Raw genomic sequence first — 14,809 nt, 5'->3', positions numbered from 1 at the left:
GCCGACAGCCGGCCGGACATGCTGCGTGCGGTGTGCCGCACCGTCGCGCGGGCCCGCCGCGCCGGCGACCTCGGCGCCGAGGTCATCCGGCTGGCCAGGGACGTGCTCACCGGGCGGCGGCGTCGTGGGCGCGGGAGCCACCGCCGAGCTGACCCGGCTCGCCGAGGCCGCTCAGGCGCCGGTGGTCACCTCCCGCGAGGGCCGCGGCGCGCTGGCCGAGGACCACCCGCTGTGCCTGGGCGCCTTCCCCGCCGGGCGGTGCGCGCAGGACTGGTGTCCGGTTCGCCCGTGTGCACGGCGAGGGAGCTGAGCATCGAATCGCCCAGCCCGCCGAACTCGTCGGCGGCCCGGGCCCGTGCCGTCATCGGTGACACCGCCGTCGATGCCGCATATGGGGTCCGTATATGCGGCCCTGGCACCCTGGCCGGGTGACACGCGAATGCAGGGGGAGAACATGGTGAACAAGGAGACGCTGGTGCTCGTGCACGGCGCCTGGCACGGACCGTCGTGCTGGGATCGGCTCGTGCCGGAGCTGGAAGAGCGCGGCTGGGCCACGTCCACGGTGGACCTGCCGAGCACGTCGGGGGATCCACGTGCGGGGATGTACGACGACGCGCGGGCCGTACGGGACCATCTGCGTGCCCTTGAGGGACCGGTCACCGTGCTCGCGCACTCCTACGGCGGCGTCCCCGTCACCGAGGTGGCCGAGACCGTGCCGAACGTGCGGCGGCTCGTCTACCTGGCGGCCCACATGCTGGAGGCCGGGGAGGCGGTGGTCACGCCGGTCGGCGGGCCGTGGTTCCCCCAGGACGCCGAGCTGGTGCCGGCTCCCGAGCCGCCGGTCGAGGCGTTGTACCACGACGTACCCGCGCGGTGGGCGGAGGCGGCCGTCGCCCGGCTCAGGCCGCAGAGCGCGCGTGCCTTCACCGAGCAGCAGACGCGGGCCTCGTGGCGGACGGTGCCCTCCGCGCTCATCGTCTGCGACGATGACCGGAGCATGCCCGAGCTGTTCATCAAGCGGCAGCTCACGATGGCCGAGGTCGTCAGGCACCTGCCGGGGAGCCATTCTCCGTTCCTGTCGCGGCCGGGCGAGCTGGCCGGCCTCATCGACGAGGTGACCGAGGCCCTGCCCGCCCGGCGGTAGGGAGATCCCGGCGAGCTGGAAAGGGCGAATGTCGCGGTAAGGCGAACCGGCCACGAACCCGGCACTCAACCTGGACGGGCCTTCTTCCAGGACCCCGCATCCGGTCTACCGGCGCGTTCGCGAGGCGGACCGGTGCGGCCCGGGCCCGCACACCGGCGGCTCAGGATCTGGCTTGTCACCAGGTACACCGAGGCCAGGGAACTGCTCAACGATCCCGGGCCGGGCGCTGCCGACATCGCCGCTCAGGTGCTGGAGGGCGCGCGCTGCTCCAGTCGAAGAGCTCCTTGGCTGGTACTGCGAGTGCGCCGGCGATCTGGACGACCTTGTCCAGGTGTGGGCTGTACATGCCGTTCTCGATCCGATTGATCGTCTTGCGGTCCAACACCGGCCATCTCGCAGAGCTGCTCCTGCTGCCCCCGGGCAGAACACGCGAGCAGTTCCGGGACGTCTACGGGAGCGTCTTTCCTGGGGCTCGCTTCGATGATCTGGGCTTCGCGTTGGCCATGGTCTGGACGGCCCCGGCAAGCGGCGAGATTGCTCTGATGAGTGGATTCGAACGGGACTGAAGGCGTCCATCCTGCGTCACGTCGAGTGAACGGATTCCGGGAGTTCGGGCGCACTGCTTCCGTTGGCTAGAGGGCGGTTCGCGAGTGATCGCTTGCGCTGCCCCGGAAGACCTGGGCACAACCTGCCTGGCGGCCGCCCCAGCGGCCACCGGCAAGGCCGGGCATCACGGCGGGGAGGCGCCGGACCCAGGGATCAGCCCGGCGGCCAGCAGCACGTCCCCCGGCTGCCACGGCCATCGTGACGAACAGCGTGACCCGCCACCGCCGCCGCGCTCGGTTCGATGTCGCCGTACTCCGCCACCACGCGGGCGGCCCGTGTGCGGGCCGGCAGCACGCCGTCGGAGACGGTCGACAAGGGATTGGCCTACGCCGAGATGCCGGGGGTGCTCAGTTGAAGCAGTCTTGCTTCTTGAGCGCGACGCCGTACTCGGTGACCTTGCCGTGCATGACGCCGAAGGTGTAGTAAGCCTTCTTGTTGCCAGGGACCGTGATCACATAGTACCCGTGGATGTCCTTCTTGATCTTCGGGTAGGCCCCCTTCAGCCGATTGACGGTGGAGCCGATCTTGATGCCTTCCGGGGTCTGCATACCCTTGGCGGCGAAGATGGCGGCCAGCCCCACGCGCGGTGAGATGTAGACGCCAGCCTCGTTCTTGGGGGTTGGGAACTTCTTCAAGTCCCAGCCGGAGCAGCCGCCTCCGCCCGGCATCTTGCTGACCACGTCCCCTGTCGCCTTGGCCTGCTTGACGGTCATGCCGAGCTTCACAGCACCGTAACCGTACGGCCCCAACGTCGGCTTCGTCTGCGCCACTGCGGCGGTGGCACCGGAGACCATCAGCGAGCCGGCGAGGAGCGAAGCCCCGATCATCGTCTTCATCATGTCTGCTTGGACTGCGAAACGCCGGCAAAAGTTGTGGGACACGATCAACTATTGATCACTGCCGCCGCCTGCGTCTGCGCCGCGCGACCGCGCATCGGGGAGGTGCAGGCGGACGTAGGGGAGTGGTTTGCGTGGCTCGTCCGGCGTGCCGCCACTCGTGGTCGGCGTCACCCGGCCGGCGTCCCGCGCAGGTCCTCCCAGCCGCGGGCGGTAGTCGTGCGGCTTGTTCGCCGGACCGGGCCGCCGTTTCTCCCGCCGCGCGGTCTTCTGCCTGAGCGGAGGGAACGTCAATGACTGCATCCGCGGGGCGTCCCCCGCCCGTTCGGCGACAGCTCTTCCTGGCGGGCGGTCCGGTCGTCCCGCGACACAAGCGGGCGCCCGCTGGTCGCGGCGCCGGAGGCCGGAGCCGGGCGGGGCCGGCTCACGGGAGGTCCAGGGCGGTGCCGTACAGCCGGGACACCTTGATCCTGATCACCACGCGGCGTTCCCTGGCCTGCTGTTCCAGGAAGGCGGCGGTATCCGGCTGCTCGCCGGCGAAGGCCAGGAGCTCGGCGGCGTCGCCGGACACCTCGGCCTCGCCCTCGGCGACGGCGAACGACCACACGTCGGGGCCTTGCACGTGCAGGGCGACGTGCGGGTTGTTGCGCACCTGGCGCGCCTTGAGCCGGTCGGCCGTCGTGGAGATCCTGATGATCCGCGCGGCCGGGTCCCACCGGTACAGGACCGTGGACAGGGCGGGGTGACCGCTGCGCCTGACCGTCGACAACACGCCGAACTGCTGTCCGCCGAGCAGCTTCAGCAGTTCTTCTTCGCTCAGCGGCCGGGGGGCGGGGCCCGACTGGTTCTCGTTCATGTTGGTCTCCATCAGACGGTGCGGCGCCAGGGAGGCGTGCCACGGAAAGTGCGCTTGCCAGGTAAGGACCGTAGCAGATGGTTTTGTTGTAGACAGTCTAGTGCCCGGTCGCGTGCGTCGGTGTCGGGGCGGATGGTGCCCTCAGAGGTCCTGCCCCACCCCGCCTCGACGGCTGTGAAGCCCCCGCGTTTGGCCTGTCCTCGACGTGGCCGGCTGGTCGGCGATGATCGACGGCGACCTGCGCGGCGTGCTGCGCGGCATCGCCGTCGCGCTGCCGGTGTTCCGCGAGCAGGGCAGGGCCACCTCGTGACCACGGTGTCGGCGGCCGGCCTGAAGATCACACCCACGGCGTCCGGGGTGCCGCGGCCTCTTCGCCGGCCCGCGCGGGATCCTGGGGCGAACGCGTCCGCGACCTGCCGAACACCCCGGACAAGCTGCTGGAGGGTGCGGGGCCACGCATCCGGTGGCGACTGCGCGTAGCGGCAGGGTGATCGTCGGCGATATCGGTACGTGACGGCAGAGCCCCTGGCGGCAGGCCGTCCTCGCGGTGTCCTGCGTTCGCGCCTCGGAGGCGGCCCATGGTGAGCGAGACGGTGCAGCTGCGGCTACGGGTGGTCGACGCGGCCGCCGATCCCCAGGAACTGGACGAGGCCACCGCCAGGCTGAGGGAGGAACTGCTCGAACTGGACGTGGTGGCCGGCACCGCCGAGGCGGGGGAGATCCCGGAAGGCGCCAGGGCGGTGCTGTCGTTCACGGTCGGCGGCCTGGTGATCGCGCTCGCCGGTACGGAACTGCTGGCCTCGATCGTGAACGCCGTGACCGCCTGGCTCAACCGCCACCAGCATCGTTCCGTCAAGCTGGAGATCGACGGCGACGTGCTGGAGCTGACCGGCATCCCGTCGAAGGAGCAGCGCGAGTTCGCCGACGTGTGGCTGCGCCGCCGCGGGCGGCCGGACGCATCCCCCCGGCCCGGGCGCCGCCTCGCGCTGATCGTGGCCGGCGACGAGTTCGGCGATCCCGGGTTGCGGCGGCTGCGGGCGCCCGCCCTGGACGCCGAGGCGCTGGCTAGGGTGCTGGGCGACCAGGCGATCGGCGGCTTCGACGTGCGCACGATGCTCAACGAGCCCACCGCTGTCGTCAGCGAGGCCGTGGAGGAGTTCTTCGCCGACCGCCATCCTGACGATCTGCTGTTGCTGCACTTCTCCGGCCACGGGGTCAAGGACGACAACGGCGAGCTGTACTTCGCCACGCCCAGCACCAAGCTCAACAGGCTCGCCGCCACCGCGGTGTCGGCGGAGTTCGTCAACCGGCGGATGGGCCGCAGCCGCTGCCGGCGCATCGTCCTGCTGCTCGACTGCTGCTACGCGGGCGCCTTCGCCCGCGGCGCGCTGCCGAGGGCGGGCACGGACGTGCACGTCGAGGAGCAGTTCGGCGGGCGCGGGCGAGTGGTCATCACGGCCTCCAACGCCCTGGAGTACGCCTTCGACGGGACCGACCTCGCCGACGCGCAGGAGACGACCTCGCCCTCGGTGTTCACCAGAGCGCTGGTGGAAGGGCTCGAGACCGGCGAGGCCGACCGCGACCAGGACGGCTTCGTGGGCATCCACGAGCTGTACGACTTCGTCTACGACAAGGTACGGGCGGTCACGCCCAGTCAGACGCCGGGCAAGTGGACGTTCGACGTTCAGGGAGATCTGATCATCGCCCGGCGTGGCCGTCCCGTGGATCGGCCCGCGCCGTTGCCCACCGAACTTCAGGAGGCCGTCGACCACCCGATCGCCAAGATCAGGGAGGGGGCGATCGGCGAGCTGGCGCGCTTGCGGCACAGCCGCCACGCCGGGCTCGCGCTCGCGGCGCGGCTGGCCCTGGAGGAGCTGGCCGACGACGACAGCCGGTCCGTCTCGGCGGCGGCGTCACGCGCCCTCGCCCACCCCGACGCCGTGCCCGCGGTCCGGCCGGCGGTCATGCCCGACGTCGTGCCTGCGGCTCCGTCCGAGGGCGTGGCCGATATCGTGCCCGCAGCCCGGTCCGAGGGTGTGGCCGACGTCGTGCGCGCGGTTCGGTCCGAGGGTGTGCCCGATGTCGTGCGCGCGGTTCGGTCCGAGGGTGTGCCCGATGTCTCGCCCGATGATGCCCGCGACGCGACACCCGCGGACGTCGGCCGCGCCGTGCCGCCGGACGCCGTCGCCCCGTCCGGCGGGGACAGCGGCACGCCGGGCGCAGGTGCGTGGCTGCTCCTCGCGTCGCGCGGGCTGGCGCTGCTGGCGGGCCTGCTGCTGATGGTCGGCCCCGGGTACACCCCCCAGTTCGCCGCCATGCTCAACACGGTCGTGGTCGCCGACTACACCATTTGGCTGGGGCTCCTGATCGCAGCGGCGTTCGCGGCCGGCCTGCTGCCGGAGGGCCGATGGCGCACTGCGAGCCTCGGCGCGGCCGCCGGCCTGTCGGCGGTGCACCTGGGGGTGTTCGCCCATTTCGAGTCGGCCTTCAGCGGCGCCGGACTGATCGTCATCACGATATCCGGGCTGCTGCTCCTGCTGGTCGCGTGCACCGAGGCGACCCTGGCCCAGCCGGGCGGCCTGCGGTGGAGAGTCGCCGGGGCCGTGGGCGGGGCGCTGACGCTGATCATGATCGTCATCATCCTGCGGTTCCCTCGGGACATGAGGGACGATCCCGGCGAGGAGACGCCCTGGCTGGTGGTGTTCTCGGGGGTTCTGCTCCTGCTCGGGTTCTTTCTGGCACGGGTTGTTCAGCGCCGGCGAGCGGGCGAGGCGCGGCCGCCGCTGGTCCTGGGAGCGGCGGCCACGCTGCTGGTCGTCGTGGACGTGTGCGGCGTCTACCTGTGGGAGGGCGGTTCCGACTACCCGCAGATCCCCGCGTACCTGCCCGCCGTGCTGGTGCTGCTGTTCGTGGCCTCCCAGGCGGTCGAGGACCGGCCGGAGCTGACGGCGGCGGTCCAGCTCGCCGTGATCGCGGGACTGGTGCACAACCTGGCGTTGGTCCGGAGCTCGCCGGTGTTCGTGGCGGTGCTCTTCGCCGCCGCGGCCTGCTCCGTGGCGTCGGTCCACCTGCCCGGCGGACGTCCGCCGTCAGGACGCTGAACGCCACGACCGGCGCTCGTCGTGATCGAGCGGCACCTGCGACGCCCCACCGAGGCCGGCACAGAACAGACCGCCCAGCTGCGAAGAGGCTGAGCACGCGGGCAGGCCTCGGAGCGCGGACGCCCGGTTGACGGCGGCCGCGGCGGACGCTCAGAAGCGGGCGCCGAGGTCGGCGCCGTTGCTGGGCCGCAGGAAGGCGGAGGACGGGATCGAGCCGTCCGCGGTGCGCGGGCCGGTGATCGTGCTCGCGTCGGTGCTGGTGAACGTCCAGGTGCCGCCGAGATCCCAGGAGTTGCCCGAGCCGGACGACGAGCCGGGCGCGGCCTGGGTCTGGTTCGCCACCGACAGGTTCTTGGTCAGGACGGAAACGGAGTCGGCGTAGTCGAAGCCGGTGCCGCCGTTGCGCCAGGCGGTGCCGCGGTCGGTCACCAGGCGGCCCGGGTTGCCGTTGTCGGTGAAGCCGTCCACCGCGTTGTCGTAGGCGATGGAGTTGCGGACGACGTGGGCGACCGCCGGGTCCGGGTCGCCGCCGCCGAGCTTGAAGCCGTTGCCGTCGCCGGTGTAGCCGGGCAGGTTCCACCGGTTGAAGCCGTTGCCCCAGGCCACGGACGACTCCACGGTCACCGCGCCGAGGAACATCCAGAAGTCCAGGCCGTCGTCGGAGTTGTTCCAGAGCCGGGCGCCGCGGATCACGTTGCCGCCGCCGGAGCCCTCCTTGATCGCGACGCCGTCGGCGCTCTCGCCGTTCTTGCGCGGGTCCCGGTTGCCGTAGCTGTCCAGGTTGATGATCTGGTTGTCGCTGGACGCGCCCTGCAGGTGCAGCCCGGACTCGTAGTTGTCCCTGGTGACCAGGCGGTCGAAGACGTTGCCGCTGGCGTCGAGGCCGAAGATCCCGTACGGGCCGTGCACGATCTCCAGCCCGATCAGCCGCCAGTGGTCGCCCTCGATGTGCACGGCTCCGCGCTCGGCGCGCGGGATGCTGGAGCCCACCGCGCCCGGCGTGTACGGCATGTTCTCGCCGTCGATGACCACCCGTTCCCGGTTGTACGCGGTCATCGTGATCGGCTGGCCGGGCGTGCCGTTCTTGACGAGCTGGATGTTCGTGCCGGGAGCGTACGTGCCGCCGCGGATGAAGATCGTGTAACCGGGCTGTGCCAGGTCCACGGCGCGCTGGATGGTGCGGAGCGGGGCCGCCAGGGTGCCGGGGCCGGTGTCGTCGCCGTTGGTCGCCACGTAGAGCGCGGTCGCCGGCTGCCGGCCGCCGGCCTCGACGTCGAGGTGGTCGAGGTTGGGCAGGCCGGCGGAGCCGGTCGGGTCGAGCCTGACGGTGTTGGAGCCGGCCTTCAGCTGGACGGTGGCGGTCCTGGTGGCCCAGGCGGACCAGGCGCCGGTGCCTTCGAAGGACAGGCTCTGGACGGTGGAGCCGTTGACGATCAGGCCGGCGGGGCGCGACGTGGCCGTTCCGTTGGCGAAGCGGATCCCGAGGGTGGCGGTGCCGGCGGCGGAGGCGTTCACGGTGAACTGGGCGTGGGCGCCGGCGGCGTTGTCGGCGTTGCAGAAGCCGGTGCCGGAGTAGCCGGCCCAGTTGGACTCGATGACGCCCGTGCAGACCGCCGGCGACGCCTCGGCCTCGTACCGGATCGGCGCCGCGTACGCGGGCGAGGGTGACAACGCGGCGTAGCAGCCGGCCACCAGGCCGGCGCACGCGAGGACAGCGGTGAGGCGCATCGCCCAACTCCTCGGTAAGCGCTTTCCCGAACGGCGCCGAGTCAAGCACAGCACGGCCGGGCACGAGAAGAGGGGGCTGCCGACCCGGCTGCAAACCGCGGGCCGGCCGCCGCGCACGGCCCGCACCCGCCTGCGGCTCAGGGCGCATCCGCGCAGCCCAGCACGGATGCCGGGGCCCGTGCTCCGCAGGGCCGCCGCGATGAAACTTTCACCCGAGCCGGCGGCTCAGGAGAAGAGGCGGTACGGGTGCACGCCGTCCACCAGGCCCAGGTCCGGTGGATGGATGCTGTAGCCGAGCATGCGGCGGGCCCGGTTGCTGAGCTGCCGCGCCACGTGCCTGCCGGGGGAGAGGGCGAACGCCTCCCGGGTGCGCAGCCACGGCTCGCAGTAGTGCGCGGTGATGGTGAGACTCGTCGACGGTTGCGGCGGGCGGGCGTGCCAGAGGGTGCCCAGGACGATGGCGCAGGAGCCCGGCGGGGGAGTCAGGGGGACGCCCGGTGCGGTGGGATCGCCGGCGGGCCAGCGATGGCTGCCCGGCCACACGGTGAGGGCGGTGCCTGCGTCGAGGGCCCAGAGGGCGGCGATGGACAGGGCGGGGCGGGGGCGCGGCAGCGGGTAGGGCCGGTCGTCGTAGCCCGGCGGACGGGCGGGCGCGCCGGCTCCCACCTCGACGACCTCCAGCTGGGACAGCAGGTAGTTGGGCAGCAGGAGGCGGTCGAGGAGGGCGAGGACGCGGGGGTGGTCGATGAGCGGGTCCGTGGCCCGGGTGTTGTGGAGCACGCCGTACACGCGGCGGATGTGGCGTGACCGGAACGGATCGCGTCCCGCGGGACCGAGGACCGGCGTGAGCTCGGTGCGGATCCGGCGGCACTCGCCCGGATCGAGCAGGTCGGGCAGGACGAGGTAGCCGTCCCGGTGCAGCGCGGACAAGGCACCTCCTGCCGACGCGCCCCCAGCCGACGCACGCCCGGCCGACGTACGCCCGGCCGACGTACGCCCGGCCGACGTACGCCCGGCCGACGTACGCCCGGCCGACGCGCCCCCGGCCGACGTACGCCCGGCCGACGCGCCCCCGGCCGACGTACGCCCGGCCGACGCGCCCCCGGCCGACGCGCCCCCGGCCGACGCGCCCCCGGCCGGCCCGCCCGTGGTCGGCACACCCCGGGCCGACTCGCCACCGGCTGCCGTGCCTTCTGCTGGTGCGCCGTCGGTCCGGCCGCCACCGGTCGCGGTGACCGAGGTGCGCCTTTCGCCGGTCGCGGTCGTGGCGCGCTCGTCGCCGGTCATGGCGCGCTCGCGGGCCTGGCGCCGAGGGCGGCGGTGGTGAACTGCCAGATCTCCTCCAGGACGGCGGCCCGCTCCGGACGGGGATCCTGGTCGAGCACGACGGCCAGGATCGATCGCATGCCGCCGACGACGGCCGCCGACATGAGCTCCGGGTCCCGCCCCCGGGTGACGGCGCCTTCGGCCTGCCCCGCGGCGACGTGTTTCGCGCCGAGGGCGATGACCTGCCGGGCGCAGTCGGCCTCCATGGCGGCGACCCTGGCGTCCCCGACCATGCGCCCGAGCACCACAGGGGCGAGCGGCTCGTCGTACACCCAGTCGACCCACCGGGTGAGCTGGGCCCGCCAGCGTTCGAGCCAGGTGCGGCCGGTGAAGTGGCCGAGCACGGTCTCGGTGACGAGCCGATCGTAGAAGTCGGCGAGCAGGGCGCTCATCAGGCCGCTGCGGGTGCCGAAATAGCGGTACGGCAGGCCGACGCTGAGCCCGGCGCGGCGGGCGACGGCCGCGACCTCGATGTCGCCGGTCTCCACGAGCTCGGCGGCGGCGGCCTGGAGGATGCGGCTCCTGGTGGCGGCGGCGCGTTCGGACAAGGGCTCCATCCCACCCATGTTAGTTGAGTTCAACTCAACGATAAAGGACGACGTCACCACAACCTCGCCCTACGGGCACGTGGCGACCGCACCTTCCGGATGGGCGGCTCGCCGCGCGGTGCCTGCGGCAGCCGGTCGAGCAGGGGGCCGGCGGTGGGCACCGGCCGGCCGGCGAATGGGTTGAGCGGCGTGCCCGGCACCAGTTCGTACGCGCCGCTCGGACACGGGGCCGCCCGTTTTGGCAGTGCCTTTGCTATCGCCCGAATGCCGCTCGGGTACATGCTCCGCTAGCCACAGATGACAGCACCGGATGACGCATGCTCTGCCGTTCCCGCAGTCATCGCCGAAGACCGGCTGGCATCGACACAGAGGGGGTTTCACGATGGCCGAAGAGTCATCCTGCGTGCTCGTCCGGGCGAGCGACGTGAGCATCGACGACGCAGGCAGGGTCACGATCGAGAATCCGGAAACAGCGCAGGCCCTGATGGCGCTGGCCAGGTACACCCCCAACCCGGGCCATCCAGGTCATGTCACCAACAACTGCCACGGCGGCAACTGCTCCAGCGGCTGTGCCCCTAAATGAGTGGAGTCGCCCTTACGGACATGTCCGCGTTCGATCGGGAAATGGTCACCTCGTTCCGCAGCGACCGGCTTCACCTCATTCTGCTTCCCACAGAGCAGTGCAATTTCCGGTGCACCTACTGTTATGAGGACTTCGCCATCGGACGCATGCGTCCCGAGGTCGTCGAAGGCGTGAAGAACCTCATCGACCGGCGCCACGGGGAGCTGTCGCACCTGCAGATCTCGTGGTTCGGCGGCGAGCCGATGCTGGCGCGTTCCGTCATCGAGGACGTGGCCTCCCACGCGAGCGAGATACAGAGGCGGACACCGGGCCTGGGGTACGGCAGCGACATGACCACCAACGGCTACCTGCTCGACCACACGGCGGCGGAGCGCCTGGCCGGGCTGGGGATCCGCAGGTTCCAGGTGTCGCTGGACGGACCCGCCCGCCACCACGACCACACGCGTGTACGGGCCGACGGCCAGGGCACGTTCGACCGGATCTGGCGCAACCTCCTGTCGATCAGGGACGGTTCGGTGGATGCGCACGTACTGCTGCGCGTTCACCTCACTCCCGGCAACCTGGACGTGATGCCCGCGTTTCTCACCCAGGTGCGAGACACGTTCCTGGACGACCGCAGATTCCGGGTGTTTCTCAAGCGGGTGGTGCGACTCGGCGGCGCCGGCGACGCGTCGATGGAGGTGCTCGACGCCGAGGACGAGCGGATCGCCGCGCTGGAGGAGATCGTCGTCTCGGACGGGCAGGGCGAGAGCCTGTTCGAGGCGGAGCAGGTGTGCTACGCCGCCCGTGCCAACTCGATGATGGTGCGGGCGGACGGGCGGCTCGGCAAGTGCACCGTCGGCCTGTCCGAACCCGGCAACACCGTCGGGCGCCTGCTCCCCGACGGCACGCTGGAGGTGGACACCCCGCGGTTCCGGCGCTGGCTGCAGGGCTGGGAGTCACGCGACGCCGAGCTGACCGCCTGCCCGTACGAGGCGTTCACCCGGCAGGGCCCTCAGCTGCTCCAGCTGACGGCACGCCCCGGCTCCTAGCGCGCCGCCTGCGACACCCCGCGCCGGCCTGGAAGCCCCGCACCATCAGACGGCCGGGGCCTCGGGAGGCGGGTCCGTGTGCCTCCACTGGCAGGTCGTGCTCCAGGTCTTGAGGCGCTCGGCGTAGATCTACGGGACCACCTGGTGACCCTGGGTGCCGGCCGAAGTCGCCCTTCTGGGTCCTGGCACGTGCGCGTGATCGCCAGGATCGGCCCGCTGCGCCAGCAGGTGGCCGGCCGCCCGCTACCGCCCGGCCCGGTGACCCTGGCCATCGGCATCGGCATCGGCGTCGACATCGACATCGACACCGACCTGCGCAGCCTCGCCAGGCCGTCGTCCAGCAGGACGCCACCCTCGACGACCGTTTCACCGAGGTGGGCGAATACCGGCTCGTGCAAGGCGAATCAAGCCGAACAGGCCGGGCGCGCTGGCCTGGGCGTCCTTGAGCTGCTGAAGGCCGGCGTTCGGCGGGTATCTTCGATGTTGCTACCCACCTTGCTGTGCAGTCGAGCCGATAGGCAGCCGAGGGGGCGATCGATGAGTGCGGGTTATCCGAAGGGGCGGCGGCGGCGTGCGGAGATCGTCGAGGCCGCGTTCGCCAAGTTCGCCTCGATCGGGTACCGCAACGCGAGCATGGTGCAGATCGCCGCGGACTGCGGGGTGTCGCGCATGGGCCTGGCGCATCACTTCCCGACGAAGGAAGCACTCCTGGCCGCGGTGCTCGAAGAACGGGATCGGGTCAACGGCGAGTTGTTCTTCGCCGGATTCGACGCGACAGCGGACGGCTTGGACTACTTCTCCCGGCTCGCGCGACTGGTGGAGTACAACGCGACGGTGCCGGAGCTGGTGCGCTTGTACGCCGTGCTGTCGGTCGAGGCCGCTGATCCGGCCCATCCCGCGCACGCGTACTTCGTCGACCGGCATGCGCACATCCGCCGGGATATCCGCGATGCGCTCGAGGAACTCCACGCCCGAGGACTCGTGCGGCCGGGGACGGACATCGCGGGTGCTGACTCGGATCTCATGGCGTTGATCGACGGTCTGCAGGTGCAGTGGCTCCTCGACCCGGCCAGCGTGGACATGGGTGCCCGCTTGCGGCAGCGGCTCAGCGAGATGCTCCTGGTCGAGGTGCCCTGACCGGCTGCGTCCTGGGCCGGCCGAACTTCCACAGCAGGCCGGCGGCGGCCACGACCGCGATCGCTTCTCCGATCGGCAGGCTGATCCAGATCCCTGTGGGGCCGTACGTGCCGAGCGCCAGGACGAGCGGCGCCTTGACGATCAGGAGCGTGCCGATCGAGATGAGGTACGAGGGCGTGGCTCTGCCGAGGGACTGGAAGTAGGCGGAGATCAGAGGCGGGATGCCGGCGAAGACGAAGCCGATGGCGATGATGCGCAGCGCATCGACCGTGACGGCCGTGGTTTCCGGATCGCTGACGAACAGACCTGTGAGCGGTCGCGCGAGCAGGGCGATGAGCGCCGCTGTGATCACCCCGTAGTGCCCGCGCTGAACATCTCGGAAGAGGCCGTCCGCCTGGGCCGTGAGCTGACCGGACTGAACCGCGACGCCTACCTGTCCAGCTACGCCCACACCCTGGCGGCAGGCCGCAAGGAAATCGGGCGCCCCGTCCACGAAACGGGAAGCCACTCGTCTCCTGCGGCCTGCAACGGGTGAACTCGCAGCTCAAGTCACTGATCGATGGCGTCCTTCACCTTCCGCCAGTCCACGAACTTGAAGTTGGTCACCTCCCGATCACCATCCCCCGGCGCGTCCGCACCGTCGTGCACCACCAGCAGCCCCTCGGGATACGCGCCCCCCAGCGAAGCACTGGTCACCATGGCCCCATCGCTGACCTCCGCCCCGTCCGCCCGTGCCCCGGGCCCGACGCGGAACTGGGCGAGATGGTCGTTGTCGTCGCGGTCGTAGACGGCGAACGTGTCGTCGCCCTGGCTGGAGGCCAGCAGGTAGCCGTCGTCGCCGTCCTGGTAGATCGTCAGGCCTTCGGCGTCGGCCGAGAGGTGGGAGCCGCCGTAGCCGCGGTCCTGGCCGGGCAGGCACTCCTCCGTGGCCGGGTCGTAGGTGTCCTGCCTGCCGAATTCCTTGACCTTGTCCATCAGGGCGGGACGGCCGGTCAGGTCGGCGCGCAGGCGCCAGATGCCGACGTCCTCCTGGGCCGCGTACAGGGTGCCGCGGTCCACGACCATGCCTTCGATCTGGGGCAGCTCGCCGGGCTCGCCGCAGGGGACCCAGGTGGTGCCGTCGGGGAGCGGGAAGGTGGAGGGCAGGTCGAGGGTGCGGACGCGGTGGTAGGTGACCTTGCCGCCGGGGGCGGCGGTGAGCTGGAGCAGGCCGATCGTGGTCTGGTGGCGGCGGCTGACGACGACGCGGGTGCCGCTGACGGCCAGCCCGTACGCGGTCCGCGCCTCGTCCACCTCCTCCTGGGTGGCGTTGAAGACGAACGGCACCGCGGGGTCGGTGACGTCGGTGAGCGGCGGCCGGCCGGCGGCGGCCGCGGCCGGGTCGATGGCGTAGACGCGGAGCTGGTCGCGGCCCCGGTCGGAGGCGACCGCGAGATCCACCTTGGCGCCGCTGGACAGGCGGAAGCCGCGGACGAGGTCGACGTTGTTCAGGCGTCCCGGCTCGTGGCCGTCGCCGGGCGGCGGCTGGGCCGGCAGGTGCTGGAGCTGGGCGCCCGACAGCGAGTAGGCGTACAGGCCGCCTTCCTTGGCGGTGGTGATCACGATGCTCCTGCCCGGGCGGGTGGGGTGCACCCAGATCGCCGGGTCGTCGCCGTTGGCGTAGCCGCCCGCCTCGTCGTCGTACAGCGGGGGCGTCTCCGCGGCCGCCGTGACGACGGCGGGCTCGGACGCCGCCGGCGCGAGAGGGGTGACAAGCAGGAGGACCGTGGATAAGAAAGCACGCACAGGCATCTCCTCACGATCATCGATCACCGTGAACGCGGAGTGAACGTACCTCGCATAAGTCAGCATGTCTATACAAACAGATGACATTGAGGTACAACCAGGGCTAGCCCGTTGGTCTTGGAGGTGTC

General features: G+C 71.4%; 16 protein-coding genes. 8 read left to right on the top strand and 8 right to left on the bottom strand.

The features are described from left to right. Positions 1 to 25 precede the first annotated feature (25 nt). Together HD593_RS65270 and HD593_RS31435 are read left to right on the top strand one after the other, a co-directional pair. Positions 26 to 310, top strand: coding sequence for a hypothetical protein (locus HD593_RS65270; RefSeq protein ID WP_350668866.1), 285 nt, complete (start codon positions 26 to 28; stop codon positions 308 to 310). A 144-nt stretch (positions 311 to 454) separates the two neighbouring features. Next, positions 455 to 1,144 carry an alpha/beta fold hydrolase gene (locus HD593_RS31435; RefSeq protein ID WP_185105595.1) on the top strand — a complete coding sequence of 230 codons (690 nt, stop codon included), beginning with the start codon at positions 455 to 457 and terminating at the stop codon, positions 1,142 to 1,144. Positions 1,145 to 1,349: 205 nt separating this feature from the next. Here the strand turns inward: HD593_RS31435 and HD593_RS65265 are convergent, their stop codons facing one another. Beyond that, on the bottom strand, positions 1,350 to 1,490 hold the full coding sequence (locus HD593_RS65265) for a hypothetical protein (protein WP_185105594.1): 141 nt from the start codon (positions 1,488 to 1,490) through the stop codon (positions 1,350 to 1,352). Here HD593_RS65265 and HD593_RS31425 point away from each other — a divergent pair. Then, a complete protein-coding gene (locus HD593_RS31425; protein WP_185112778.1) occupies positions 1,489 to 1,710 on the top strand; it encodes a hypothetical protein in 222 nt (73 codons plus the stop codon). The two genes, HD593_RS65265 and HD593_RS31425, sit on opposite strands and share 2 nt — an antisense overlap. Before the next feature lie 387 nt (positions 1,711 to 2,097). On the opposite strand, the gene HD593_RS31420 is transcribed toward HD593_RS31425, so the two are convergent. Together HD593_RS31420 and HD593_RS31415 are read right to left on the bottom strand one after the other, a co-directional pair. Further along, complete coding sequence (locus HD593_RS31420; protein ID WP_246546809.1) at positions 2,098 to 2,589, bottom strand: hypothetical protein; 492 nt, start codon at positions 2,587 to 2,589, stop codon at positions 2,098 to 2,100. 421 nt (positions 2,590 to 3,010) lie between these two features. After that, the gene (locus tag HD593_RS31415) at positions 3,011 to 3,442 is read right to left on the bottom strand and encodes a pyridoxamine 5'-phosphate oxidase family protein (protein WP_246546808.1); all 432 of its coding nucleotides are present in this window, start codon (positions 3,440 to 3,442) and stop codon (positions 3,011 to 3,013) included. 578 nt (positions 3,443 to 4,020) lie between these two features. Between HD593_RS31415 and HD593_RS31405 the strand changes: the two genes are divergently transcribed. Further along, on the top strand, positions 4,021 to 6,543 hold the full coding sequence (locus HD593_RS31405; protein WP_185105592.1) for a caspase family protein: 2,523 nt from the start codon (positions 4,021 to 4,023) through the stop codon (positions 6,541 to 6,543). Between the two features lie 150 nt (positions 6,544 to 6,693). Here HD593_RS31405 and HD593_RS31400 read toward each other — a convergent pair whose 3' ends face one another. The 3 genes from HD593_RS31400 to HD593_RS31390 form a co-directional block, all read right to left on the bottom strand. Continuing rightward, positions 6,694 to 8,271 carry a right-handed parallel beta-helix repeat-containing protein gene (locus tag HD593_RS31400; protein ID WP_185105591.1) on the bottom strand — a complete coding sequence of 526 codons (1,578 nt, stop codon included), beginning with the start codon at positions 8,269 to 8,271 and terminating at the stop codon, positions 6,694 to 6,696. A 225-nt stretch (positions 8,272 to 8,496) separates the two neighbouring features. Beyond that, on the bottom strand, positions 8,497 to 9,558 hold the full coding sequence (locus HD593_RS31395; protein ID WP_185105590.1) for a phytanoyl-CoA dioxygenase family protein: 1,062 nt from the start codon (positions 9,556 to 9,558) through the stop codon (positions 8,497 to 8,499). Further along, a complete protein-coding gene (locus HD593_RS31390; RefSeq protein ID WP_185105589.1) occupies positions 9,555 to 10,154 on the bottom strand; it encodes a TetR/AcrR family transcriptional regulator in 600 nt (199 codons plus the stop codon). Before HD593_RS31390 ends, HD593_RS31395 begins: the two co-directional genes overlap by 4 nt. Positions 10,155 to 10,527: 373 nt before the next feature. On the opposite strand from HD593_RS31390, the gene HD593_RS31385 reads away from it, so the two are divergent. The 3 genes from HD593_RS31385 (at position 10,528) to HD593_RS64580 (ending at position 12,896) form a co-directional block, all read left to right on the top strand. After that, positions 10,528 to 10,728 carry a hypothetical protein gene (locus HD593_RS31385; RefSeq protein WP_185105588.1) on the top strand — a complete coding sequence of 67 codons (201 nt, stop codon included), beginning with the start codon at positions 10,528 to 10,530 and terminating at the stop codon, positions 10,726 to 10,728. Further along, the gene (locus HD593_RS31380; RefSeq protein WP_185105587.1) at positions 10,725 to 11,759 is read left to right on the top strand and encodes a radical SAM protein; all 1,035 of its coding nucleotides are present in this window, start codon (positions 10,725 to 10,727) and stop codon (positions 11,757 to 11,759) included. Before HD593_RS31385 ends, HD593_RS31380 begins: the two co-directional genes overlap by 4 nt. A gap of 189 nt (positions 11,760 to 11,948) precedes the next feature. Then, entirely contained in the window at positions 11,949 to 12,896 is a 948-nt protein-coding gene (locus tag HD593_RS64580; protein ID WP_221525083.1) for a TetR/AcrR family transcriptional regulator, read from the top strand. On the opposite strand, the gene HD593_RS31370 is transcribed toward HD593_RS64580, so the two are convergent. After that, positions 12,865 to 13,248, bottom strand: a complete 384-nt coding sequence (locus tag HD593_RS31370) for an MATE family efflux transporter (RefSeq protein WP_221525082.1) — start codon at positions 13,246 to 13,248, stop codon at positions 12,865 to 12,867. The two genes, HD593_RS64580 and HD593_RS31370, sit on opposite strands and share 32 nt — an antisense overlap. A 6-nt stretch (positions 13,249 to 13,254) precedes the next feature. On the opposite strand from HD593_RS31370, the gene HD593_RS60515 reads away from it, so the two are divergent. Next, positions 13,255 to 13,431, top strand: coding sequence for a hypothetical protein (locus tag HD593_RS60515; protein ID WP_221525081.1), 177 nt, complete (start codon positions 13,255 to 13,257; stop codon positions 13,429 to 13,431). A gap of 14 nt (positions 13,432 to 13,445) precedes the next feature. On the opposite strand, the gene HD593_RS31365 is transcribed toward HD593_RS60515, so the two are convergent. After that, positions 13,446 to 14,687 (bottom strand): phytase, encoded by a 1,242-nt coding sequence (locus HD593_RS31365; RefSeq protein ID WP_185105585.1) that lies wholly within the window; start codon positions 14,685 to 14,687, stop codon positions 13,446 to 13,448. Positions 14,688 to 14,809 lie beyond the last annotated feature (122 nt).

It is taken from the genome of Nonomuraea rubra (assembly GCF_014207985.1).
GTDB lineage: Bacteria > Actinomycetota > Actinomycetes > Streptosporangiales > Streptosporangiaceae > Nonomuraea > Nonomuraea rubra.
Note: the sequence above shows the minus strand (reverse complement) of the source record. Positions and strands in the feature narration are given on the sequence as shown.